Annotated in this window: 18 protein-coding genes; 5 read left to right on the forward strand and 13 right to left on the reverse strand. The window is 72.6% G+C overall.

Annotation, left to right across the window (positions count from 1 at the left end):
• Positions 1 to 275: 275 nt before the first annotated feature.
• Positions 276 to 812: a GNAT family N-acetyltransferase gene (locus IG64_RS19745; RefSeq protein WP_037858057.1), complete on the reverse strand. Its 537-nt coding sequence runs from the start codon at positions 810 to 812 to the stop codon at positions 276 to 278.
• A gap of 141 nt (positions 813 to 953) precedes the next feature.
• Between IG64_RS19745 and IG64_RS19750 the strand changes: the two genes are divergently transcribed.
• On the forward strand, positions 954 to 1,160 hold the full coding sequence (locus tag IG64_RS19750) for a DUF5988 family protein (RefSeq protein ID WP_037858059.1): 207 nt from the start codon (positions 954 to 956) through the stop codon (positions 1,158 to 1,160).
• A 94-nt stretch (positions 1,161 to 1,254) separates the two neighbouring features.
• On the opposite strand, the gene pruA is transcribed toward IG64_RS19750, so the two are convergent.
• Together pruA and IG64_RS19760 are read right to left on the reverse strand one after the other, a co-directional pair.
• A complete protein-coding gene (gene pruA, locus IG64_RS19755) occupies positions 1,255 to 2,886 on the reverse strand; it encodes an L-glutamate gamma-semialdehyde dehydrogenase (RefSeq protein WP_037858060.1) in 1,632 nt (543 codons plus the stop codon).
• Between the two features lie 54 nt (positions 2,887 to 2,940).
• The gene (locus tag IG64_RS19760) at positions 2,941 to 3,867 is read right to left on the reverse strand and encodes a proline dehydrogenase family protein (RefSeq protein WP_037858062.1); all 927 of its coding nucleotides are present in this window, start codon (positions 3,865 to 3,867) and stop codon (positions 2,941 to 2,943) included.
• 162 nt (positions 3,868 to 4,029) lie between these two features.
• On the opposite strand from IG64_RS19760, the gene IG64_RS19765 reads away from it, so the two are divergent.
• Positions 4,030 to 5,271 carry a PucR family transcriptional regulator gene (locus IG64_RS19765; protein WP_234438562.1) on the forward strand — a complete coding sequence of 414 codons (1,242 nt, stop codon included), beginning with the start codon at positions 4,030 to 4,032 and terminating at the stop codon, positions 5,269 to 5,271.
• 16 nt (positions 5,272 to 5,287) lie between these two features.
• On the opposite strand, the gene IG64_RS19770 is transcribed toward IG64_RS19765, so the two are convergent.
• On the reverse strand, positions 5,288 to 5,881 hold the full coding sequence (locus IG64_RS19770) for a TetR/AcrR family transcriptional regulator (protein WP_037858063.1): 594 nt from the start codon (positions 5,879 to 5,881) through the stop codon (positions 5,288 to 5,290).
• Between the two features lie 111 nt (positions 5,882 to 5,992).
• Here IG64_RS19770 and IG64_RS19775 point away from each other — a divergent pair, with 111 nt between their 5' ends.
• Positions 5,993 to 7,579, forward strand: coding sequence for an MFS transporter (locus tag IG64_RS19775; protein WP_037858160.1), 1,587 nt, complete (start codon positions 5,993 to 5,995; stop codon positions 7,577 to 7,579).
• Positions 7,580 to 7,666: 87 nt separating this feature from the next.
• Here the strand turns inward: IG64_RS19775 and serA are convergent, their stop codons facing one another.
• The 6 genes from serA to IG64_RS19805 all read right to left on the reverse strand — a co-directional run bounded on the left by serA (position 7,667) and on the right by IG64_RS19805 (position 18,118).
• Positions 7,667 to 9,256 (reverse strand): phosphoglycerate dehydrogenase, encoded by a 1,590-nt coding sequence (gene serA, locus IG64_RS19780; RefSeq protein ID WP_037858065.1) that lies wholly within the window; start codon positions 9,254 to 9,256, stop codon positions 7,667 to 7,669.
• A gap of 321 nt (positions 9,257 to 9,577) precedes the next feature.
• Positions 9,578 to 10,576 (reverse strand): ketol-acid reductoisomerase, encoded by a 999-nt coding sequence (gene ilvC, locus IG64_RS19785; protein WP_037858066.1) that lies wholly within the window; start codon positions 10,574 to 10,576, stop codon positions 9,578 to 9,580.
• Between the two features lie 127 nt (positions 10,577 to 10,703).
• Positions 10,704 to 11,231 carry an acetolactate synthase small subunit gene (ilvN, locus tag IG64_RS19790; RefSeq protein WP_018568644.1) on the reverse strand — a complete coding sequence of 176 codons (528 nt, stop codon included), beginning with the start codon at positions 11,229 to 11,231 and terminating at the stop codon, positions 10,704 to 10,706.
• Between the two features lie 35 nt (positions 11,232 to 11,266).
• A complete protein-coding gene (locus tag IG64_RS19795; protein WP_107474304.1) occupies positions 11,267 to 13,114 on the reverse strand; it encodes an acetolactate synthase large subunit in 1,848 nt (615 codons plus the stop codon).
• Positions 13,115 to 13,379: 265 nt separating this feature from the next.
• Positions 13,380 to 16,766 (reverse strand): EAL domain-containing protein, encoded by a 3,387-nt coding sequence (locus IG64_RS42275; RefSeq protein WP_037858162.1) that lies wholly within the window; start codon positions 16,764 to 16,766, stop codon positions 13,380 to 13,382.
• A gap of 389 nt (positions 16,767 to 17,155) precedes the next feature.
• Positions 17,156 to 18,118, reverse strand: a complete 963-nt coding sequence (locus tag IG64_RS19805) for a 2-hydroxyacid dehydrogenase (RefSeq protein ID WP_037858071.1) — start codon at positions 18,116 to 18,118, stop codon at positions 17,156 to 17,158.
• 77 nt (positions 18,119 to 18,195) lie between these two features.
• Between IG64_RS19805 and IG64_RS19810 the strand changes: the two genes are divergently transcribed.
• Together IG64_RS19810 and IG64_RS19815 are read left to right on the forward strand one after the other, a co-directional pair.
• Positions 18,196 to 19,194, forward strand: a complete 999-nt coding sequence (locus tag IG64_RS19810; RefSeq protein WP_037858073.1) for an aldo/keto reductase — start codon at positions 18,196 to 18,198, stop codon at positions 19,192 to 19,194.
• A gap of 244 nt (positions 19,195 to 19,438) precedes the next feature.
• Positions 19,439 to 20,602, forward strand: coding sequence for a PQQ-dependent sugar dehydrogenase (locus IG64_RS19815; protein WP_234438563.1), 1,164 nt, complete (start codon positions 19,439 to 19,441; stop codon positions 20,600 to 20,602).
• Positions 20,603 to 20,612: 10 nt separating this feature from the next.
• Here IG64_RS19815 and IG64_RS19820 read toward each other — a convergent pair whose 3' ends face one another.
• The 3 genes from IG64_RS19820 to IG64_RS43095 all read right to left on the reverse strand — a co-directional run bounded on the left by IG64_RS19820 (position 20,613) and on the right by IG64_RS43095 (position 24,325).
• The gene (locus IG64_RS19820) at positions 20,613 to 20,834 is read right to left on the reverse strand and encodes a DUF6191 domain-containing protein (protein WP_037858075.1); all 222 of its coding nucleotides are present in this window, start codon (positions 20,832 to 20,834) and stop codon (positions 20,613 to 20,615) included.
• 36 nt (positions 20,835 to 20,870) lie between these two features.
• The gene (locus IG64_RS19825) at positions 20,871 to 23,924 is read right to left on the reverse strand and encodes a helix-turn-helix transcriptional regulator (RefSeq protein WP_037858076.1); all 3,054 of its coding nucleotides are present in this window, start codon (positions 23,922 to 23,924) and stop codon (positions 20,871 to 20,873) included.
• A gap of 101 nt (positions 23,925 to 24,025) precedes the next feature.
• Positions 24,026 to 24,325 carry a hypothetical protein gene (locus IG64_RS43095; protein WP_324609585.1) on the reverse strand — a complete coding sequence of 100 codons (300 nt, stop codon included), beginning with the start codon at positions 24,323 to 24,325 and terminating at the stop codon, positions 24,026 to 24,028.
• Between the last annotated feature and the right edge of the window lie 193 nt (positions 24,326 to 24,518).

The raw sequence follows: 24,518 nt of genomic DNA on the forward strand, positions 1-24,518 counted from the left end.
ACGGATGCGGCGCACCGGCAGAGGGATACGAGAGGCCGGAGTGGGCGGGGAGCGGGGCCGCAGGGGTGTCCTGCCAGGGGCCCGGCTCACGGCCGCCATTCGCTGGATCAGCGAGACGTTCGGCTCCTACAAAACTAGGCCAGGACCGCGCCCCTGTCTGCACAATTACTCGGACTTCCTACTATCTGAGACGGTGAACCCGGCCGTACGGCTGACGCGGGCCTGCCACACGCCCGTGACCTGGGGAGATTCCCGCAAGGCCGCGCACGGCGCCTTCAGGTGACGTCGCCGTCCCGCCAGTCGAAGACCAGTTCGGCACCGGGGTCGGCCGCGGCGGCGCGGGGCCAGACGTAGGTGGACCCCTCCTCCCCGGGCAGCCGGACCACGCCGTCCGGGCCGAGCGCGCACACCGGTCCGGGCCAGGGCCGCCAGCCCCGGGCCGCGTAGAGCCGGGCGCCGGCCTCGCTCGCCGAGAGGGCGCCGAGATCGTAGGCGCGGGCCAGGACCTGCTCCAGGGCGTCCATGACGAGCGTCCCGAGACCGGTGCGCCGGACGTCCTCGCGGACGGCGACGGCCTCCACGTACCCGGTGCGCAGCCAGCGTCCGCGCAGCCGGACCCGCCGCATGACGACCGAGCCGTGCGCGGCGAGGCCGTGCTCGTCGTGCACCAGGGCGTGCATGCCGCCCAGGGAGTGGTCCCAGTCGTGGTCGCTGAAGTCGCCGTCGAAGGCGTCGTCCAGGAGCGTGCGGACGGCGCGGAGTTCGGCGGGGGTGAGCCCGGCGGTGTGGACGGTGCGTATCGCGGCTGTCATCGGGCCAGTATCCCGGCCCCCGGCGGGCGGCGGTCCGGCATTCCGGTCCCCGGCGGGCGGCGGGCCGGGCCCGGATCGCCCACACGGCTGATCGTCCGCGCGGCAGGCGGCATCGGGGCGCGGCGGGGGAACGGTGAGGTCATGAACGACACGGCCAAGGCACTGCTGGAGGGCGGCCCGCAGGACCTGCCCGAGAGGATCGTCCCGGTCACCGCGCCCGGGGAGGACGTGAAGATCGAGCTGCGCAACGGCTACGAGCACTTCCGGCCGACCTCGCGCCACGCGGACACCCCGGAGGGCAGGCTCCCGGTGTACGAGTGGTGGGAGCGGACGGAACTGCCCGGCTAGCGGCGCACGGCCGGCCGGAGCGGGCCGGCCGGCGCGGCGGCGGGCATGCGAACGGGCCGGGTCCTCGGCGGACCCGGCCCGTTGCGCGCGGGCGTCAGCCCATGTGCGGGTAGGTGTAGTCGGTCGGCGCGACCAGGGCCTCCTTGATGGCGCGGGTCAGCGTCCAGCGCATCAGGTTCTGCGGGGCACCGGCCTTGTCGTTGGTGCCGGAGGCGCGGCCGCCGCCGAAGGGCTGCTGGCCGACCACGGCGCCGGTCGACTTGTCGTTGATGTAGAAGTTGCCGGCCGCGTAGCGCAGCTTCTCCATCGTGTACGCCGCCGCCGCACGGTCGCCCGCGATGACCGAGCCGGTCAGGGCGTAGTCGGAGACCGACTCCATCTGGGTCAGCATCTCGTCGTACTTGTCGTCCTCGTAGACGTGCACGGCGAGGATCGGGCCGAAGTACTCGGTGGTGAACACCTCGTTCTCCGGGTCGGTGCACTCGATGACGGTGGGACGCACGAAGTAGCCGACCGAGTCGTCGTAGGAGCCGCCCGCCACGATCGTGCAGCTCGGGTCCGCCTCGGCCCGGTCGATGGCGGCCTTGTTCTTGGCGAAGGACCGCGCGTCGATGACCGCGCCGATGAAGTTCGACAGGTCGGTGACGTCACCCATGGTGATGCCGTCGACCTCCGCCGCGAACTCCTCCTTGAAGCCGTCGTTCCAGATCGACGCCGGGATGTACGCGCGGGAGGTGGCCGAGCACTTCTGGCCCTGGTACTCGAAGGCACCGCGGGTCAGGGCGGTCTTCAGCACCGCGCGGTCGGCGCTCGGGTGGGCGACGACGAAGTCCTTGCCGCCGGTCTCGCCGACCAGGCGCGGGTAGGAGCGGTACTTCTCGATGTTGTTGCCGACCGTCTTCCACAGGTGCTGGAAGGTCTTGGTCGAGCCGGTGAAGTGGATGCCGGCCAGGTCGCGGTGGTTCAGGGCCACCTCGGAGACCTCCAGGCCGTCACCGGTGAGGAGGTTGATGACGCCCTTGGGCAGGCCCGCCTCCTCCAGCAGCTTCATGAGCAGGACGGCGGCGTGCGTCTGGGTGGGGGACGGCTTCCAGATCACCACGTTGCCCATGAGGGCCGGCGCGGTGGGCAGGTTGGCCGCGATCGCCGAGAAGTTGAACGGCGTGATCGCGTAGACGAAGCCCTCCAGCGGGCGGTGGTCCAGGCGGTTCCACACGCCCGGCGCGTTGGCCGGGGGCTGCTCGGCCAGGATCTGGCGGGCGTAGTGGACGTTGAAGCGCCAGAAGTCGACCAGCTCGCAGGGGCTGTCGATCTCGGCCTGCTGCGCGGTCTTGGACTGGCCGAGCATGGTGGAGGCGGCGATGGTCTCGCGCCGGGGGCCGGCCAGCAGCTCGGCGGCGCGCAGGATGATCGCCGCGCGGTCGTCGAAGGACATCGCGCGCCAGGCGGGGGCGGCGGCCAGGGCGGCGTCGATCGCGTCCTGGGCGTCCTGCCGGGTGGCGTTGCGGTACGTACCGAGGACGGCCTTGTGGTTGTGCGGCTGCACGACCTCGAAGGCGTCGCCGCCGCCCATCCGCTTCTCGCCGCCGATGGTGCACGGCAGGTCGACCGGGTTCTCGGCCAGCTCCTTGAGCCTGGCCTCCAGACGGGCCCGCTCGGGCGAACCGGGGGCGTAGCCGCGCACCGGCTCGTTGACGGGGGTGGGGACCTGGGTCACAGCGTCCATGGGTTCCGTAACTCCTTGACTTGAGCGGTGTTTCGAGCTGTGGAGCGGGCTCGCTCAGCCCTTGCTGACCATCGAGCGGACGAAGAAGCGCAGGTTGGCCGGCTTCTCGGCGAGACGGCGCATGAAGTAGCCGTACCAGTCGGTGCCGTAGGCGGTGTAGACGCGCATGCGGTGGCCCTCGGCGGCCAGCCGCAGGTGCTCGTCGCCGCGGATGCCGTACAGCATCTGGAACTCGTACTCGTCGAGCTTGCGGCCGGCCGTGCGGGCCAGCTCCTGCGCGATGGAGATGAGGCGCGGGTCGTGGGACCCGATCATCGGGTAGCCCTCGCCCTCCATCAGGGTGCGCAGGATCCGCACGTACGCCTTGTCGATCTCGTGCTTGTCCTGGTAGGCGACTTCGGCGGGCTCCTTGTAGGCGCCCTTCACCAACCGTACGCGAGAGCCGCTCGCGGCGAGGCGGCGCGCGTCGGCCTCGGTGCGGAAGAGGTACGCCTGGATGACGCAGCCGGTCTGCGGGAAGTCCTTCCGCAGCTCCTCGTGGATGGCGAACATCGAGTCGAGGGTGGTGTGGTCCTCGGCGTCCAGGGTGACCGTGGTGCCGATGGCGGCGGCGGCCTCGACGACCGGGCGGACGTTGGCGAGGGCCAGCTCGTGGCCGCCCGGCAGCGCCTGGCCGAACATCGACAGCTTCACGGACATCTCGACCCGCGGGCCGAGGTCCAGGTCCTTGATGTGGTCGATCAGCGCCAGGTAGGCGTCGCGGGCGGCGGTGGCCTGCCCGGGGGTGGTGATGTCCTCGCCGACCACGTCCATGGTCAGCTCCAGGCCCTTGCCGGTCAGGTCCGCGATGATGGGGACGATGTCGTCCACGGTCTCGCCCGGGATGAAGCGGTCCACGACCTGCTTGGTCACCGGGGCCGCCGAGATCAGGCGTCGCATCCGGTCGCTGCGCGACGCGGCAAGAATCACGGGACCCAGCACGGGGCACCTCCACAACAGTGAGCACAAGGCCGCCACCCGACCGATCGGGAACGGCACGGAGAACCACCGTGAAAGTTAGGGATCCGTGCGATCGTCTGCCATCGACAGCTGTCACGCATCCGTGGACCCGATCTCAGACAGATGTATGAAGGTGCCGCGGGAATGCGGGAGAATGCCCGGGTGACGGCGGATTACAAGGGCGACTACCAGGAGCTGGTCGACGAGATCTCGGAGCTGCTGGGCGCTCCGGCCACCCTGGAGAACCGGAACTTCGAGCTGATCGCCTTCGGCGCCTACGACAGCGAGGGCGACCTGGACCCCTCGGCGCTGGACCCGGTGCGCACCCGCTCGATCCTCACCCGCCGCTCGACGGCGGCGGTCCGCCGCTGGTTCGAGGGGTTCGGCATCACCCGGGCCACCGGACCGGTCCGGATCCCGCCCACCCCCGAGGCCGGCGTCTACCGGGGACGGATCTGCCTGCCGGTACGCCACCGGGGAGTGGTCCTCGGTTACGTCTGGCTGCTGGTCGACGAACCGGGTCCCGACGAACCCCGGCTGGCGGCGGCCATGCGGGTGACCGCGCGGATCGGCGCGCTCCTCGCGGACGAGGCGCAGCACGGCGCCGACCTCACCCGTGAGCTGCGCGCGGTGCTGACCGCCGAGCGGGGCTGGCCGCAGGACATGGCGGTGGCCGAGCTGCGCACGGCGCTGGGGGCGCGCGCGGAGGGGCCGCACACGATGGTGTGCGTGGCCCCCTGGCCCTCGGCCGACCCGGACGACGCGCCGTCGGTGCGGACCCTGCCGGGCGCGACGGCGTTGTGCACCGTGCCGTGGGGAACGGCGGACCAGTGCCTGGCGCTGCTGGTGCGGCTGCGCTCGGCGGACACGCTGACCCCGGCGGTGTCCGCGGCGACCCGGCTGCTGGAGCGCGCGGCGGCAGGGCACACCACGGCGGGCGCGGCGCCGGGGGGCGCGGTGCGCCGCGGGGGGGCCGGGGTGGCCGCGGGGGTGGCCGCCGGGCGGTCGGGCCCGGCCGAACTGGGGACGGCCTGGACCCAGGCCGTCGCGGCGGCCCGCGCCGCACTCGCCGAGCCCCGGCTCGGCCCGGTCGCGCAGTGGGCCCGCCTCGGCCCGTACCGCCTGCTGACCTCGCTGTCCCCCGAGGCGCGGCACGACGCGGCGGTGGGGCCGCTCCTCGCCCCCGCGCACCAGGAGCTGGCGCGCACCGCCGAGGTCTACCTGGACTGCGCGGGCCAGGCCGGCCGCACCGCCGCCGAGCTGGGCGTGCACCGCCAGACCCTGTACTACCGGCTGTCCCGGGTGGAGCAGCTGACGGGCCTGGACCTGGACGACGGCGAGGACCGGCTGCTGCTGCACATGGCGCTGAAGGCGGCGCGGCTGTAGCCCGCCGCCTCCCCGGTCAGGCGCTCGGCGCGGCGCCCGCGACGACCCGGCGCAGGCCCTCGGTGAGCTGGTCGGCGCGGGTCGCGGTGTCGGGGTCGAAGAGCCACTGCACCATGAGGCCCTGGAGCAGGGTCTGGTAGAGGCGGCCCTCGGTGTCGACGGCCTCCTCGTCGAGGTCGGCCTCCGGAATGTCGTTGAAGAGCGGGAGGATTCCGGAGCGGCCCTCCTCCTGGGCCTGCGCGAGCAGCTTGCGCACCTCGGGCAGGCGGTCTCCCTGGAGGACCAGCTCCAGACTCAGCAGCCAGATCGGGCGGGACTCGGGCACCGAGCGGATGATGCTCTCCCACACCTCCCGGAAGCGCTCCAGCGACCCGGCGGGCGTCCGGGCCGCCCCGCCCTCGGGCCGCGCGGGCCCGAAGCTGTCCCCCATCTCCTCGATCAGGGAGACGTACGCCTTCACCAGCAGCGCGTCCTTGGAGCCGTAGTGGTAGCCGATGGAGGCCAGGTTGGTCCCGGACTCCTTGACGATGTCGCGCGCGGTCGTGCGCACGAACCCCTTCTCCAGCAGGCAGCGCTTCGCGCCGTCGAGCAGATCTTCGCGGTGTCCCATGTCCTCCAGCCTACCCACGGATCCATACGACCGTCCCATACGGGCGTCTTACACAGACGATCTATACGGTCGTACTAGACATGCGTTTAAGACACTTGTACATTCATGGCCATGACGAACTCGACGAGCACCACCACGACCGCGGCCGGTCTCGCCGGCCGCCGCGAATGGACCGCCCTCGGCGTGCTGATGCTGCCGCTGCTGCTGGTCTCGATGGACGTCTCGGTCCTCTACTTCGCCATCCCGGCGATCAGCGCGGACCTGGAGCCGACCGGCACCCAGCAGCTGTGGATCTTCGACATCTACGCGTTCGTCCTGGCCGGTCTGCTCATGACGATGGGCTCCCTGGGCGACCGCATCGGCCGCCGCCGGCTGCTCCTGACCGGGGCCACCGCCTTCGGCGCCGCCTCCCTGGTGGCCGCGTACGCGAACAGCGCCGAGACGCTGATCGCCGCCCGCGCGGTGCTCGGCATCGGCGGCGCGACCCTGATGCCCTCGACCATGGCGCTGGTGCGCACGATGTTCACCGACCCCGGCCAGCGGGCCAGGGCGATCGGCATCTGGTCCGGTGTGATGACCGCCGGCATCGCGCTCGGCTCGGTGCTCAGCGGCCTCCTGGTGCAGTACTTCTGGTGGGGCTCGGTCTTCCTGGTCAACCTGCCCGCGATGGCCCTGCTGCTGGTGCTCGGCCCGGTCCTGCTGCCCGAGTCGAAGAACCCCGCCCCCGGCCGCTTCGACCTGATCAGCGTGCCGCTGTCGATGGCCGCGGTGCTCCCCGTGGTCTACGGCCTCAAGGAGATCCCCTCCGAGGGGGTGCACCCGCTCTACGTCGCCTCGATCGCCACCGGTCTGCTCTTCGCCGCCGTCTTCGTCCGGCGCCAGCGCACCGCGGCCTCCCCGATGATCCCGCCGGCCCTCTTCCGCGGCCGGGGCTTCGCCCCCGCGGTGGTCCTGAACCTCGTCTCCTCGTTCGCCATGATGGGTTCGGCCTTCTACACCACCCAGTACCTGCAGTCGGTGCTCGGCAAGAGCGCGATGGAGGCGGCCCTGTGGGCGCTGCTGCCCTCGCTGCCGATCGGCATGGCGGCCCCGGTCGCCACGCAGCTGGTGCAGAAGGGCGTCAACCGGGCCTACGTGGTCACCACCGGCTTCGCGATCGGCGCGGCGGGCTACGGGATGCTGGTCCTGGCCGGGACGGACTCCCTGTGGCTGGTCCTGGCGGCCTGTGCCGTCCTGTCCTCCGGCATCGTGATGGTCATCTCCCAGATGACCGACCTGGCGCTGGGCGCGGCCCCGGCGGAGCAGGCGGGCGCGGCCTCCTCCCTCCTGGAGACCGGCTCGGAGTTCGGCGGCGCGCTCGGCATGGCGGTGCTCGGTTCCGTCGGCACCGCGATCTACCGGCACCGGATCCCCTCCGGCGCCCCCGCCGAGGCCCACGAGACCCTGGGCGGCGCCCTCGCGGTCGCCGGCCGGCTGCCGGGCCGCGCCGCGGAGGCCCTGGCGACGACGGCCCGGGAGGCGTTCACCAGCGGGATGCACGGCGCGGCCCTGGCCGGAGCGGCGCTGCTGGTGCCGGCCGGTGTCGCGGCGGCGGTCACCCTGCGCCGGGTGAACGTCCGCGAAGAGGCCCGGCCGGCCGCGCAGGCCGAGGAGATCACGCAGGCCGGGCGGGCCGGGACGGTGAAGGCGCCGGCCTGATCCCCGCAGCGCATGCGAAAGGCGCCGGGTGAGCCGGGAACCTCCGGCTCACCCGGCGCCTTCGGCTGCCGGAAGGGTGCGACGGCCTCAGACGAGGTTCACCGAGCGGGCGGACGTCGCCCCGATCTCGGCGGCGACCTCCGCGAGCACCCCGGCGGGCACCGTGTCGTCCACGGTCAGCACGGCCAGCGCCTCGCCGCCCACCGTCGCACGGGCGACCTGCATGCCGGCGATGTTGATGCCGGCCTCGCCGATGACCCGGCCCACCGTGCCGACGACACCGGGACGGTCCTCGTAGCGCAGGACGACCATGTGCTCGGCGAGCGCCAGGTCGACGTCGTACTCGCCGACGGCGACGATCTTCTGCACGTGCTTCGGGCCGGCCAGGGTGCCGGAGACCGACACCTCCTGGCCGTCGGCGAGGGTGCCGCGCACGGTGACCACGTTGCGGTGGTCCGCCGACTCGCTGCTGGTGGTCAGCCGCACCTCCACGCCGCGCTCCTGGGCGAACAGCGGAGCGTTGACGTAGGAGACGGTCTCGTCGACGACGTCCTCGAAGACGCCCTTGAGCGCGGACAGCTCCAGCACCTTCACGTCGTGCTGGGTGATCTCGCCGTACACCTCGACGTCGAGGCGGACGGCGACCTCGCCCGCCAGCGCGGTGAAGATCCGGCCGAGGCGCTCGGCGAGCGGCAGGCCCGGCTTGACGTCCTCGGCGATGACACCGCCCTGGACGTTGACCGCGTCCGGGACCAGTTCACCGGCGAGGGCGAGACGCACCGACTTGGCGACGGCGATGCCCGCCTTCTCCTGCGCCTCGTCCGTGGATGCGCCCAGGTGCGGGGTGCACACGACCTGGTCGAACTCGAACAGCGGGGAGTCGGTGCACGGCTCCTTGGCGTACACGTCCAGGCCGGCGCCCGCGACGCGGCCCTCCTTGAGCGCCGAGTACAGCGCCTCCTCGTCGACGATGCCGCCGCGCGCGGCGTTGACGATGCGCACGCTCGGCTTGACCTTGTGCAGCGCGTCCTCGCCGATCAGGCCGAGGGTCTCGGGGGTCTTGGGGAGGTGGACGGTGATGAAGTCGGACACCTCCAGCAGCTCGTCCAGGGTCAGCACCTTGACGCCCATCTGCGCGGCGCGCGCGGGCTGCACGTAGGGGTCGTAGGCGACGACCTTCATGCCGAAGGCGGACATGCGCTGGGCGACCAGGGCGCCGATGCGGCCGAGACCGACGACACCGAGGGTCTTCTCGGCCAGCTCCACACCGGTGTACTTGCTGCGCTTCCACTCGCCGTTCTTCAGCGCGGCGTTGGCCTGCGGGATGTTGCGGGCGGTGGCGAGGAGGAGACCGCAGGCCAGTTCGGCGGCGGTCACGATGTTGGAGGTCGGGGCGTTGACGACCATCACGCCGGCCTTGGTGGCGGCGGAGACGTCGACGTTGTCCAGGCCGACACCGGCGCGGGCGACGACCTTGAGCTTCTTCGCGGCGGCGATCGCCTCGGCGTCGACCTTGGTGGCCGAGCGGATCAGGATCGCGTCGACGTCGGCGATGGCGGGCAGCAGTTCCGCCCGGTCGGCGCCGTTGCAGTGCCGGATCTCGAAGTCCGGACCGAGTGCGTCGACGGTCGCGGGCGACAGCTCTTCAGCGATGAGTACGACAGGTTTCGAGCTCACGTGAGTCCTCACAAGTCCAATGCGTGCGGACGGCCGTCCCGACGGCCGCAGGCGGTGGAGTGGGCGGGGTGCTAGCCGCGTGGAAGACGCACGACGCTGTGGGCCTGACGCGTTGTTGTGCAGCAGTGTAGTGGCGTCGCGTGCGTCGTATTACGCCGCTGCGGAAGGATCACCCGTCCGTGGCTGGACGGGGTGGACAACGCCGCGAGTCGACCGTGGACTCCGACGTTACTCCCGGTTCGTCACAAGGGGCCGGAGCACAGGCTCCGGCCCCCGGGGGCCGGCGTCGCTCTCGCGTCAGCCCCTCGGCCCGAAGGAGGCTCAGGCCTCCTCGTCGACCCAGCTCATGAGCTTGCGCAGCTCCTTGCCGGTGGTCTCCAGCAGGTGCTCGGAGTCCTGCTTCTTGTACTCGTTGTACTTCTTCAGACCGCCGTGGTACTCGTCCATCCAGTTCTTGGCGAACGAACCGTCCTGGATCTCGGCCAGGACCTTCTTCATCTCGGCCTTGGTGGCGTCGGTGATGATCCGCGGGCCGGTGACGTAGTCGCCCCACTCGGCGGTCTCGGAGATCGACCAGCGCATCTTCTCCAGGCCGCCCTCGTACATGAGGTCGACGATCAGCTTCAGCTCGTGCAGGCACTCGAAGTAGGCGATCTCCGGCTGGTAGCCCGCCTCGACCAGCGTCTCGAAACCGGCCTTCACCAGGGCGGCGGTGCCACCGCACAGGACGGCCTGCTCACCGAACAGGTCGGTCTCGGTCTCCTCGGTGAAGGTGGTCTTGATGACACCGGCCCGGGTGCCGCCGATGCCCTTGGCGTACGACAGCGCCAGCGCGAACGCGTCGCCGGAGGCGTCCTGCTCGACGGCCACGATGCACGGGACGCCGCGGCCCTCCTCGTACTGACGGCGCACCAGGTGGCCCGGGCCCTTGGGGGCGACCATGCAGACGTCCACGCCGGCCGGGGGCTTGATGAAGCCGTAGCGGATGTTCAGGCCGTGACCGAAGAACAGCGCGTCGCCGTCCTTCAGGTTGTCCTTGATGTGCTTCTCGTAGACCTCGGCCTGGATCGGGTCCGGCACCAGGATCATGATGACGTCGGCCTCGGCGGCGGCCTCGGACGGGCTCACCACGCGCAGGCCCTGCTCCTCGGCCTTGGCCTTGGACTTGGATCCCTCGTGCAGACCGACACGCACGTCGACACCCGAGTCGCGCAGCGACAGGGCATGGGCGTGACCCTGGCTGCCGTAGCCGATGACCGCGACCTTGCGGCCCTGGATGATGGACAGGTCGGCGTCGGCGTCGTAGAACAGCTCGGCCACTGGGTTCTCTCCTTGGTGTGCAGGTTGTGCGTCCCACCGTATGCCGGTGGGCGGACGGGAAGTTTCGGGGTCTCGGCATACGGGCGGTCGGTGTCACCCGAGCGCCCGTACGCGTCGCTCGGTGTCGTTATGCCGACCGGTCGAGGGCGCGCAGCGACCGGTCCGTGATCGAACGGGCGCCGCGGCCGATCGCGATGGTGCCGGACTGCACCAGCTCCTTGATGCCGTACTGCTCCAGCATCTTGAGCATCGCGGTCAGCTTGTCGCTGGAGCCGGTGGCCTCGATGGTGACGGCCTCCGGGGAGACGTCGACCGTCTTGGCGCGGAAGAGCTGGACGATCTCGGTGATCTGGGAGCGCGTCTCGTTGTCGGCGCGCACCTTCACCAGGACCAGTTCGCGCTGCACGGCCGAGCCGGGTTCCAGTTCGACGATCTTCAGCACGTTGACGAGCTTGTTGAGCTGCTTGGTCACCTGTTCCAGCGGCAGGTCCTCGACACCGACCACGATGGTGATGCGGGAGATGTCGGGGTGCTCGGTGACGCCGACCGCGAGCGAGTCGATGTTGAAGCCGCGGCGGGAGAAGAGGGCGGCGATCCGGGCGAGGATGCCGGGGGTGTTCTCGACCAGGACCGAGAGCGTGTGCTTGGTGGACATGACGGTCGTACCTTCCTGAAGTCCTCGGACGGCTCTCAGTCGTCGGCGCCGTCGCCGAAGTCGGGACGGACGTCCCGCGCGGCCATGATCTCGTCGTTGGAGGTGCCGGCGGCGACCATCGGCCAGACCATCGCGTCCTCGTGGACGATGAAGTCGATGACGACCGGGCGGTCGTTGACCGCGTTCGCCTCCTCGATGACCTTGTCCAGGTCCTCCGGGCGCTCGCAGCGGATCGCGTGGCAGCCCATGGCCTCCGACAGCTTCACGAAGTCGGGGACGCGGGTGCCGCGGGCGTCGGGGTTGACGTCGTCCGGGCCGGAGTGCAGGACCGTGTTGGAGTAGCGCTGGTTGTAGAACAGGGTCTGCCACTGGCGGACCATCCCGAGGGCGCCGTTGTTGATGACGGCGACCTTGATAGGGATGTTGTTCAGGGCGCAGGTGGTCAGTTCCTGGTTGGTCATCTGGAAGCAGCCGTCGCCGTCGATCGCCCAGACGGTCCGCTCCGGCATGCCGGCCTTGGCGCCCATGGCGGCGGGGACGGCGTAGCCCATGGTTCCGGCGCCGCCGGAGTTCAGCCAGGTGGCGGGCTGCTCGTACCGGACGAAGTGCGCGGCCCACATCTGGTGCTGGCCGACGCCCGCCGCGAAGATCGTGCCCTCGGGGGCGAGCTGTCCGATCCGCTCGATGACGTGCTGCGGGGACAGCGAGCCGTCCCCGGGCTCGTCGTAGCCGAGCGGGTAGGTGTCGCGCCAGCGGCTGAGGTCCTTCCACCAGGCGCTGTAGTCGCCCCTGTGGCCCTCGGCGTGCTCCTTCTGGACGGCCTGGACCAGGTCGGCGATGACCTCGCGGGCGTCACCGACGATCGGCACGTCGGCCTCGCGGTTCTTGCCGATCTCGGCGGGGTCGATGTCGGCGTGGACGATCTTGGCGTGCGGGGCGAAGCTGTCCAGCTTGCCGGTGACGCGGTCGTCGAAGCGGGCTCCGAGGGCGACGATCAGGTCGGCCTTCTGCAGCGCGGTGACGGCGGTGACCGCACCGTGCATGCCCGGCATTCCCACGTGCAGCGGGTGGCTGTCGGGGAACGCGCCGAGCGCCATCAGGGTGGTGGTGACGGGCGCTCCGGTGAGTTCGGCCAGCACCTTCAGCTCGGCGGTGGCCTTGGCCTTCAGGACGCCGCCGCCGACGTAGAGGACCGGGCGCCTGGCGGCGGTGATGAGCTTGGCGGCCTCGCGGATCTGCTTGGCGTGCGGCTTGGTGACGGGCCGGTAGCCGGGCAGGTCCATGACGGGCGGCCAGGAGAAGGTGGTCTTCTTCTGGAGGATGTCCTTGGGGATGTCGACCAGGACCGGGCCGGGGCGGCCGGTGGAGGCGATGTGGAACGCCTCGGCGATCACCCGCGGGATGTCCTCGCCCTTGGTGACCAGGAAGCTGTGCTTGGTGATCGGCATGGTGATGCCGACGATGTCCGCCTCCTGGAAGGCGTCCGTGCCGATCGCGGAGGACACCACCTGCCCGGTGATCGCGACCAGCGGGACGGAGTCCATGTTGGCGTCGGCGATGGGGGTGACCAGGTTGGTGGCGCCCGGGCCCGAGGTGGCCATGCAGACGCCCACCTTGCCGGTGGCCTGCGCGTAGCCGGTGGCGGCGTGGCCGGCACCCTGCTCGTGCCGGACCAGCACGTGCCGCACCCGGGTGGAGTCCATCAGCGGGTCGTACGCCGGCAGGATCGTGCCGCCCGGAATACCGAACACCGTGTCCGCGCCGACCTCCTCGAGGGAGCGGATGAGGGACTGCGCACCCGTGACGTGCTCGGGAGCGGACTGCTGTCCTCCGGAACGGGGCCGCGGCTGCGGATGGTGGGCCCCGGTGGCCTGCTCGGTCATCGGCATTCTCTTCTCGATGCTGAGTTCTGCGAGGGTTCGGGTGTCGGCTTTCGCCAGGTTCGCACGGTGCGGACCGCGGGTGCGGCAGGTGCCCGTGCAACAAAAAACCCCTCGTGCCGTGAGGCAAGCGAGGGGAGCGCGCCGGTGAGGGTCGCTGGGGATTCCGGATCGTCCTCCGGTGGGTCCCAGCTCAGCCGACGCGCTGTCCAAGTACGAGAATTCGGGTGCGCATGGAACTGACCCTCCCCCCGGCGCACATCCACTGTCAAGTGGGTGGGACGGGAGTCTCATTATGTGGGCGCAGTGGCGTGCCGCCGCCGAAGACGGCCGGCACCTGCCCGGTGTACACGCCGGCACCGCCGCCCCCGGCGAACGCGGGCTCGGCCGGGCCGTGCGGCACCGGGTAGTGGCCGCGGGCGAGCGCCCGGCGCAGCCGGTACTCGTCGAGCGGACCGGAGAACGCCATGCCCTGCCCGTGCGTGCACCCCATCGCGCGCAGGGCCTCGACCTGTTCGGGCAGGTCCACGCCGTCGGCCACCGACTGCAGCCCGAGGTCGCCCGCGATCCGCAGCAGTCCACTGGTGATCTTGTGCAGGCGGGCGGACTCCACCACGCCCTCGACCAGGGAGCGGTCGAGTCTGAGCACGTCGACAGGGAGCCTGCGGAGCGCCGTGAGGGCGCCGTGGCCGCTGCCGAAGCCGTCCAGGGCGATCCGTACGCCGAGCCGGCTGAGCGCGGACAGGCGGCGCTCCAGCTCGTCCGGAGAGACCCGCGGGTCGGTGTCGGCCAGCTCGATCACCAGGGACCCGGAGGGCAGCCCGTGCCGGGTCAGCAGGGCCTCGACGGTGCCCGGCGGCATCGAGCGGTCCACCAGGCGGCGCGCGCCCAGGCGGACCACGACGGACACGCTCAGCCCGGTCCGGGCCCGCTCGGCGGCCTGCTCGACGGCCTCCTCCAGCATCCAGCGGCCCAGCTCGGCCGTCTTGTCGCTGTCCTCCGAGACCCGCAGGAACTCGGCGGGCGTGAACAGCACGCCCTGTGAGGAGCGCCAGCGGGCCTGGGCGGCGACCGACGTGATCCGGCCGGTCGCCAGACAGACCACCGGCTGGTGCAGCAGCGTGAACTCGCCGTCGTGCAGGGCGGACCGGAGCCGGGTCGCCAGCTCCGCCTTGCGGACGACGTCCTGCTGCATCTGCGGCTTGTACAGCTCGACGCGGCCCTTCCCGGCCGCCTTGGCGCGGTACATGGCGAGGTCGGCGTTGCGCAGCAGCTCCCCCGCGCCCAGGCCCGGCTCGGCGAAGGCGACGCCGATGGACGCGGCGACCCGGACATCGTTGCCGTCGATGAGGTAGGGCTGCGAGAGGGTCACCCTGAGCCGGTCGGCCAGCTCCAGGATGTGCCCCTCGCGCGCGGTGTGGTCGCGGGTGCCGTCCCCGACGATGAGCGCGGCGAACTCGTCGCCGCCGAGCCGGGAGGCGGTGTCCCCGTACCGGACGGCGTCCTGGAGTCTGCGGGCGGCCTGGACGAGCAGCTCGTCCCCGGCCTGGTGGCCGATGGTGTCGTTGACGGCCTTGAAGCCGTCCAGGTCGATGAAGAGGACGGCGGTGCCGCGGTCGGTGGAACGGCGGCCGGACAGCGCCTGCTGCACGCGCTTGGTGAACAGCGCGCGGTTGGGCAGGTCGGTGAGCGGGTCGTGTTCGGCGTTGTGCTGCAGCTGTGCCTGCAGACGCACGCGTTCGGTGACGTCCCGGCTGTTGAAGATGAGGCCGCCGTGGTGGCGGTTGATGGTCGACTCCACGTTGAGCCAGCCGCCGTCGCCGGACCGGAAGCGGCACTCGATGCGGGTGGTGGGTTCCTCCCGCGGGCCCGCGACGAGGAACCGCCGCACCTCGTGCACCACGCAGCCCAGGTCCTCCGGGTGGATGAGACCGGCCAGTTCGGTGCCGACGAGTTCCTCGGCGGGCCGGCCGTAGACCCCGGCCGCGGCAGGCGAGACGTACCGCAGGATGCCGTTGGGCGCGGCGATCATGATGACGTCGCTGGAGCCCTGCACCAGGGAGCGGAAGTGGTTCTCCTTCTGGGCGAGTTCCTGGGTGAGGGCGATGTTGTCGAGCAGCATGATGCCCTGGCGCACGACGAGGGCGAGCACCACGGCGCCGGCGGTGATCAGCACCACCCGGTCGACGCTGTGGCCGTTGAGCACGTTGTACAGGACTCCCAGCGTGCACACGGCGGCGGCGAGGTAGGGCGTGAGGGCGGCGAGGGAACCGGCGATGGGCCGGGCGGCCGGATACCGGTCGTGGTCCGCTTCCGGTGCGGCGGGCGCAGGGGCGTACGCGCCGCGGGGCGCCCGGCGCTGGCCGGGCACGCGCTCGTGCGGCACGCGCGCGTGCCCGTCGGGCTCGGGGGCGTCGCCCGCGGGGGCGTGTCCGTCGGCCTCGGGAGGGTGCCCGTCGGCCACGCGCGCGTGGGTGTGCGGGTGGGCGTGGGCGCCGAGCGGGTGGGCGCCGGCCGCTTCGGCGGCCGTGGCGCGGCGGGCGGTGCCGTCGTGGCCCGAGTCGTGACGGGCGGCCTCGCCGTGGCCCGGATCGCGGTGGGAGGTGCCGTCGCGGCCCGGATCGCGGTGGGAGGTGCCGTCGTGGCGGGTGCCGTCGCGGGCGGGCCGGTCGAGGCCGGGCCGGTCGTGGTCGGTTCCGTGACGGCCGGGGCCGTCCTGGGGGGTTCCGCGGCCGTCGTGGGCCGTTCCGCGGCCGTCGTGGGGGCGTGTGTCCCGGGTGGGGCGGCCGGGCCCGGGCGCGGGGGCGCACGAGGAGCCGACCCAGGGGGCGTACGCCAGGAGCAGCGACCCGGCGAACCAGCCCGCGTCCAGGAGCTGCCCCGAGCGGTAGCTGTGGTGCATCAGCGGCGAGGTGAACAGGGCGTCGCTCAGCACGGTGAGGGCGAGCCCGCCGATCGCGGTGTTCACCGCGGTGCGGTTGAGCGGGGAACGCCGGAAGTGCAGCGCGAGCACCATGCTGACCAGGGCGATGTCCAGCAGCGGGTACGCCAGCGAGAGCGCGGTGTGCGCGACGCTCGGCCCGTCGAACCTGGCCGCCTGGGCCAGTGCCAGGCTCCAGGAGAGCGTGAGCAGCGAGCCGCCGATCAGCCAGGCGTCCAGCGCCAGGCAGACCCAGCCGGCCTTCGTCACCGGACGCTTGGCGAGCACCAGCAGTCCGACGATCGCCGGCGGCGCGAAGCACAGGAAGAACAGGTCCGCGTAGCTGGGGCTGGGCACGGGCTCGCCGAGGACGACCTCGTACCAGCCCCAGACGCCGTTGCCCAGGGAGGCCATGGCCGAGGAGAGAGCGAACAGCAGCCACGCGGACCGGAAGCGGACCCGGTGCCTGCGGGCGTACAGGGCACACGACACGGCGGCCGTGCCCGCCGCTGCGGCCAGTCCGAAGTCACCCATGATCAGAGCGAGTTCCCGCGAACCCCAGTCGCACGCCGACCCGACGGCGTAACCCGCGCACACCAGGGCGAGCAGGAGCTGCGAGGCGAGTCTGCCGAAACCGCCCGCCGGGGCGGGCGGCCGCTCGGGGCGCGCCCCCGGCGCAGGCGGGGTGGGGCGCGCCTCGTCGAGCGCGGTCACGGTGGCGGTGGGCGGGCTCACCTGGACCTCCCGGTCCGGGCCGCCACGTCCCTCGTGCTCCGGTGCGTGTGCGCCGCGTGGCCGGCCGGCCACCGGTGGCGGCACCGGTGACAGCCGCGGCGGCCGGGCCGGTCGCCGTACCGGCCGCTGCCGCGAGCGGCCGTGTGCCAGGGCCTTCGGCGGCTTCGCCGCGTCGGATCGTTCGTCCATAGGCCGTGCATCGCCCGTCGCCCCCCTCGCAGTCCGAAATGTCCATCCCCGGCGCCGAACGGTGCACGGCGCAGCCCCTGCCGGGGACGATACACCAGTCTCGTCACTCAGGGACATAGTTGCTCTACGCTCCGTGACGACCAGCGCATATGCTGATACGCACCGCGTCCGGGGGGTCGCGGACGGTGCGCGGTCCGGGGCTATCCGCGGGCCTCCCCCGTCGTCAGGACCACGTTCGCGAGCGGCTCGTGGTTCACAAACCGGTGCAACTGGCCCGTCAGCAGACGCTCGGCGCGCGGCCGGAACGCCGACGTGGGGCCGCCGACGTGAGGAGTGATCAGCACGCCGGGCGCGTGCCACAGCGGATGGTCCTCGGGCAGCGGCTCGGGATCGGTGACGTCGAGGGCGGCGGTGAGCCGTCCGCTCTCCAGCTCGGCCAGCAGCGCCTTGGTGTCCACCACCCCTCCGCGCGCGACGTTCACCAGGAGCGCGCCGTCCTTCATCCGGGCGAGGAAGCCCTCGTCGACCAGGCCGCGCGTGGCCTTTGTCAGGGGCGTGGACAGGATGACGACGTCGGCGTCGGGGAGCAGGGCGGGCAGTTCGGTGAGGGGGTGCACCGGACCGCGCGCCGTGGTGCGCGCGGAGCGCGCCACGCGCGCCACCCGCGCGACGTCGAAGGGCACGAGCCGGTCCTCGATGGCGGCCCCGATGGCTCCGTACCCCACGATGAGGACGTTCTTGTCGGCGAGCGCGGGGTGGAAACCGCCGTTCCACCGCCGGCGGTCCTGGTCCCGCACGAAGCCGGGGACGCCGCGCAGGGAGGCGAGGACGAGCGTCAGGGTCAGCTCGGCCGTGCTCGCCTCGTGCACCCCGCGCGCGTTGCACAGCACCACACCGGGCGGCAGGTGCTTCAGGCCGGGCTCCACGTTGTCGGTGCCGGCGGACAGCGTCTGCACGACCCGCACCGAGCGCATGCGCTCCAGCGGGCGCACGACGAGAGCGGGGGGCCTCATGTAGGGCACGACGTAGAAGGCGCAGTCCGCGGGATCGCCGGGAAAGGCCTGCTCACCGTCGTCACCCCCGTCCCAGAACAGGTAGTTCGGCCCCACGGGGAGCCCCTCGATCTCCTCCGGCGGGATGGGCAGCCACACGTCAGCACTCATGGCCAGGAGGCTATGCCAGGCGGGTGCGGACGCAGAGGTTAGGTTGGTGAACCGAGGAGAGGGAGGGTTACGGCGAGGTGGAGCGCAGGACGATCGGCGCGGCGGCACTCGCGGTGGGGGCCGTAGGACTTGGCTGCATGCCGATGAGCTGGGCCTACAGCGCGTCCCGGCGGCGTGGTGAGGAGTCGTTGCGCGCCGTGCACCGGGCGCTGGACCTGGGCTCGACGCTGCTGGACACCGCCGACATGTACGGCCCGTTCACCAACGAACTGCTGCTGGGGCGGGTGCTGAAGGAGCGGCGTCACGACGCCTTCGTCTCCACCAAGGTCGGCCTGCTGGCGGGCGACCAGCACATCGTGGCCAACGGCCGTCCCGGGTACGTGCGGCGGGCCTGTGACGCGTCGCTGCGGCGGCTGCAGACGGACATGATCGACCTCTACCAGCTGCACCGGGCCGACCCCGAGGTGCCGGTGGAGGAGACCTGGGGGGCGATGGCGGATCTGGTGCGGGCCGGGAAGGTGCGGGCGCTCGGCCTGTGCGCCGTGGGGGTGCGCGGCGGACGCCGGTCCCGGGGGCCGCTCTACGACGGAACGATCCGGCAACTGGAGCGGGTGCAGCAGGTCTTCCCGGTGAGCGCCGTGCAGGCCGAACTGTCGGTGTGGTCGCCGCAGGCCCTGGAGTCCCTGCTGCCGTGGTGCGCGGCCCGGGGCGTGGGCCTGCTGGCCGCGATGCCGCTGGGCAACGGCTTCCTGACCGGCACGCTGACCCCCGGCGAGGGGTTCGAACCGGACGACCTGCGGGCCCGTCACCCCCGCTTCACCGCCGAGATGATGGCCGCCAACCAGCCGATCGTCGCCGGTCTGCGGCGGGTCGCGGCCCGGCACGGTGAGGGCGTCACACCGGCCCAGGTCGCCCTGGCCTGGGTGCTCGCCCAGGGGCCGCACGTGATACCGGTGCCGGGCACCAAGCGGGAACGCTGGGTCACCGAGAACGCGGCCGCCGCCGGACTGCGCCTGACGGCGCGCGACCTGACGGAGCTGGGACGGCTCCCGGCGGCTCGGGGGTCGTGGGACTGACCGCGGGGCGGTGAGCGGGGCGGGGGCGGTACGGCGTCGGCCGGTCCGGCCGGGGTGGGGCGGGCCCCGCGCCGGGCCCGGGGTCACCGCGCGGGTCACCGGCGGCGGTGGCGGACGCGGGCCGCGGGCGGCGGTGGCGGACGCGGGCCGGATCCGGATCCGCGTGGGGTGCGGGCGACCGGGAACCCGGGAGGCGCGGGCGGTGTATGAGAAGCAGCGACCGCCGCGTCGAAAGGACGTGATCGTGCAGGCTCAGGCTCGGGCTGTGACCGGCGTGCTGGCCGCCGCCGCACTGCTGCTGACCGCCGGGTGCTCCTCCGGGGGACCGCCGCCCGGCGGCCGGAGCGCCCCGCCCCGTCCGGCGGTGGCGTCCTCCTCCCCCGCACGGCCCGCCGGGGAGGGCACGCCACCGGCCGAAGGGTCCGTGAAAGTGCTGCGCACGGTCGCCGAGGGACTCGACTCGCCGTGGGGCCTGGCCCCGCTTCCGGGCGGTGGCCTCATCGTCTCCTCCCGTGACCGGGCGACGCTCACCCGCGTGGACGAGACGACGGGGCGGAAGACGGAGCTGGGCACGGTCTCCGGAGTGGCACCGCAGGGCGAGGGCGGCCTCCTCGGCATCGCCCTCTCCCCGCACTACGCCTCCGACCACATGGTCTACGCCTACTTCACCTCGGCGTCGGACAACCGCATCGTCCGGATGCTGTACGACGAGAAGAAACCCCCCGGAGAACAACTGGGCGCGCCCGACACGGTCTTCAAGGGCATCCCCAAGGGCCTCGTCCACAACGGCGGCCGGATCGCCTTCGGCCCCGACGGCATGCTGTACGCGGGGACGGGCGACAGCGGCGAGCGCGCTCTGGCCCAAGACCGGAAGTCCTTGGGCGGCAAGATCCTGCGCCTGACCCCGGAGGGCGAACCGGCACCGGGCAACCCCTTCCCCGGCTCCCCGGTGTACTCCTACGGCCACCGCAATGTGCAGGGCCTCGCCTGGGACGGCAAGCAGCGGCTGTTCGCCTCGGAGTTCGGCCAGGACACCTGGGACGAGCTGAACGCGATCGCCCCGGGCGGCGACTACGGCTGGCCCGGCGCGGAGGGCAGGTCCGGTGACGCCCGGTACCGCGACCCCGTCGCCCAGTGGCACACCGGTCAGGCCTCTCCGAGCGGCATCGCCTACGCCGACGGTTCGGTGTGGATGGCGGGTCTGAGGGGCGAGCGCCTGTGGCGGATCCCCCTGAAGGGGACGGCGTCGTCGGCCCCGCCCCAGGCCTTCCTCACCGGCGAGTTCGGCCGCCTGCGCACGGTCGCCGCGGCGGGCGGCCACAGGCTCTGGCTGATCACGAGCAACACCGACGGCCGGGGCTCGCCGAAGAAGGGCGACGACCGGATCCTGGAACTGGAGGTGAGGTGAACGGCGGGGCTCACTCCCCGCCGGGCCCGGCCCCGGCCCCGGGGCCGGCATCCGCCCCGGACGCCTTCTCGCGCCCCGGCGGCCGTACGACGACCTTTCCCGAGGCCAGATCGATCGGCCCCCGCCCGGGATCGCCGTCCCCGACGTCCTCACGGGTCAGTTCCAGCCGCTTCTGTTCGTCGCGGGTGTGTTTGCGCCCTGGGGCGAACAGTTCCTCGAAGACGTTGAACACGGCCCCTCCCTCCCGGTCCCGCTTCCACCGTACGACTCAGCCGGCCGCCGGGGCGGCGAGCGTGTCGCCGGGGAACAGCTCCAGGCGGTGCGCCACCGCCGCCGCCTCGCCCCGGCCGGAGACGCCGAGCTTGGCGAGGATGTTGGAGACGTGGACGCTGGCCGTCTTGGGCGAGATGAACAGTTCCTCGGCGATCTGGCGGTTGGTGCGGCCGAGGGAGACCAGCCGCAGCACGTCGCGTTCCCGGCTGGTGAGACCGAGGGACTCGGCGGGGTCCTCGGGGACCGCGCACGGCTGGGCGGGCGGGGCCAGGGAGAGACGGGCACGCTGGGCGAGCAGGGCGACGGAGTCGGCGAGCGGACGGGCGCGGAGGTGGCCGGCGACCGCCTGGGCCAGCCGGAGCAGTTCCGTGGCGCCCTCCCGCCGGTCCTCGCCGGCCAGGAGCAGCGCCTCGGCCAGCCGCAGCCGGACCCGGGCGAGGTCGTAGGGGCGCTCCAGGGTCTCGAAGGCGGCGACGATCCCGGCCCAGTCCTCGGGGCGGACGTGCCCCTCGGCGCGCAGCAGTTCGGCGCGTACCCAGCGTTCGTACGCCTCCCAGACGGGCACGTTCACGGTCAGTGACTTGGCGGCCGCGCGGATGCGTGCGAGGGCGTCGGGGCGGCCCGGGCCGGCGGCGGGCAGTCCGGCCGTGCGGGCCTCGACGGTGGCGGCGGTGAGCAGCAGGGGCCAGCCGTAGCGCTGGGTGCCGGGCGGGAAGCCGTCCGCCAGGGCGCGGTCGAGTTCGGCGCGGGCGTCCAGCAGGCGGCCCTCCCCCGCCGCGACACCGATCGCGATGCGGACCAGGGGAAGGGTGTGCTGTGGCGCGCAGTCGTGCGTGCCGAAGCAGGAGCGTCCGTCGGTGAGTTGCGCGGCGGCCTCGGCCAGATCGCCGCGGGCGAGGGCGAGTTCGGCGCGGATGCGGGCGTGGAAGGCGCGCGGCTTGGCGCTCCGCCCCACGCGCCGCGACCGGGAGGCGGCCTCGGCCGCCTCCTCCCAGCGGCCCAGGGTGAACAGGGACTCGGCGAGGTTGCCCCACACCCAGGCCTCGTGGTCGAGCAGACCGTAGCGCCGGGTGTAGGCGACGCCCTTCTCAAGCAGCGGGACGGCCTCGCGGGAGCGGCCCACGGACTCCAGCTCGGAGGGGAGGTTGACGTAGGAGCGGCCGGCGACGGCGGTGATGCCGTCCTGCACCGTGCGCCGGTTGACCTCGTGCATCTCGGCGAGTCCCGCGTCGACGTCGCCCGCCTGGACCATGAGACCGCCGAGGGTCAGCCGGGCGGTCATCTCGATCTCGCAGGCGCCGACCATGCGCGCGTACTCCACGGCCCGCTCGGCGGCCGAGAAGGCCTCGGGACCGGGCTCGTGGACCATCGACCAGTTGGCGACGTTGGCGAGCACCTCGGCGTGCACCTCGGACGGCGGCAGGCCGCGCACCAGGTCCTGGGCGCGGGCCAGTTCCCGCCGGCCGTTGCCCTGGGCCTTCGCCTGGACCAGGCGGGAGCGCTGGACCCAGAACCAGGCGGCCCGCAGGGGGTCGTGCTCCTCGTCCAGCAGGCGCAGCGCCCGCTTGATGATCTTCATGGCGCGGTCCCGCTCCCCGCAGAAGCGGCCCGCCACGGCGGCCTCGGCCATGAGGTCGAGGTAGCGCAGCGGGGTGATGGCGGGATCGCTGCCGCACGGCGGGCGGACCTCGGTGTAGTCCGCGGGGCGCAGCCGCTCCCGTACGTCCTCGGGGGTGACGTCCCACAGTTCCATCGCCCGTTCCAGGAGGCCGAGCTGCTCGCTGTAGGCGTGCCGGGCGCGAGCGGTGACGGAGGCTTCCAGGACGGCGGGCAGGGCCTTGGCCGGGTCGTGGGCGTGGTACCAGTAGCTGGCCAGCCGCATGACGCGCTGGTCGGCGGCGACGAGGGACGGATCGTCCTCCAGTGCCTCGGCGTAGCGGCGGTTGAGGCGGGAGCGTTCACCGGGCAGCAGGTCGTCGCCGACGGCCTCGCGGACCAGGGCGTGCCGGAAGCGGTAGCCGTCGCCGGTGGGGGCGGCGGTGAGGATGTTGGCGTTCACGGCGGCCCGCAGTGCCTCGATGAGGTCGTCCTCGCCGAGCCGGGCGACGGCGGCGAGCAGCCGGTACTCGACGGTGGACCCGCCCTCCGCGGCGATCCGGACGACCCTCTGGGCGGCCTCCGGCAGGGCTTCGACACGGACCAGGAGCACATCGCGCAGGGAGTCGCTGAGGTCGTCGGCGCAGCCCTCGTGGGCGCAGACGGCGAGTTCCTCGACGAAGAAGGCGTTGCCGTCGGAGCGTTCGAAGATGCGGTCGACCTGGGCGGGGTCCGGTTCGGTGGCGAGGATGCCGGCGATCTGGCGGCACACCTCGGGCCGGGTGAAGCGGTCCAGTTCGAGCCGGCAGACGGTGCGCAGCCGGTCGAGTTCGGCGAGCAGGGGGCGCAGCGGGTGGCGGCGGTGGATGTCGTCGGAGCGGTAGGTGGCCAGGACGACCAGCCGTCCGGTGCGCAGGATGCGGAACAGGTAGGTGAGCAGGTGCCGGGTGGAGGCGTCCGCCCAGTGCAGGTCCTCCAGGACGAGGACCACCGTGTGTCCGGCGCCGATGTGCTCCAGCAGGCGGGCGGTGAGTTCGAAGAGGCGGGCCATGCCCTCCTCGTCGTGCCGGCCGGTGCCGCGCGGTGCGGGGTGCTCGCCGAGTTCGGGCAGCAGCCGGGCCAGCTCCTCCTGCTGGCCGCGGGTCGCCGCCTCGAACGCGTCGGGCAGTTCGCGGCGCAGGGCGCGCAGCGCGGTGGAGAACGGGGCGAAGGGCAGCCCGTCGGCGCCCATCTCCACACAGCCGCCGACCGCGACGACCGCGCCCCGGCGGGTGGCGGCGGCGGCGAACTCCTCGGTCAGCCGCGTCTTGCCGACGCCGGCTTCGCCCCCGATCAGCAGGGTCCGCGGCTCGCCCGCGTTCGCGCTGGTGAGTGCGTCGTGCAGCGTGTCCAGCTCGTTCGAGCGGCCCACGAACACCGGACTGACAGACCTGGTCTCCACGGGCCCGAGCATCGCACGGAGGTACGACAGTGCGGGACGGGTTTTCGTGTCGCCGCCCGGCGGGAGGCGCCGGCCCTGTTCCTGGGGGCCGGACGCCTCCCGCGGCCCTGTCCTCACGCGGCCCTGGTGAACCGGTGCCGGCGGGGGCCGTCGCTATGCGCCTCGGCCTCCGGTGCCTCCTGGGAGGCATCGCGGCGGGCGGAGCGGCGGTGGCGGAGCACCGACCGGGCCAGGCGCTCCTGTTCGGCCTGGCGGCGCAGTTCGCTGGAGCGCAGCTCGTGGAACTCGTACATGAACATGGTGTCTCCCCTGGTGAGGTGGTGTCCGGCCACGCTTCTCGCGGTGCCGGACACCACCTTCGCCGCCCAGGTGGGCGGCCCGCATCGGGCGAGTTCCGCATCTTCTGCGCGCACGGGGCCTTAGAGCTGCGGAGAAACGGGAGTGCGATCGGCTCGCGGCGTCCGGCACACGCCCTCGCGGCGTTGCCGGGCTTCCGCGAGCCGGGCGCCCGTTCTGTTCGCAGTCCTTAGTCGCGCGCGGGGGCCTCAGAGCCGTCTCTGAGGTCCTTACGGCGTTCATGTAACCCACGGGCCGGGGGCACGGTCG

The sequence above is a fragment of the Streptomyces sp. NRRL S-340 genome (assembly GCF_000720185.1).
Lineage (GTDB): Bacteria > Actinomycetota > Actinomycetes > Streptomycetales > Streptomycetaceae > Streptomyces.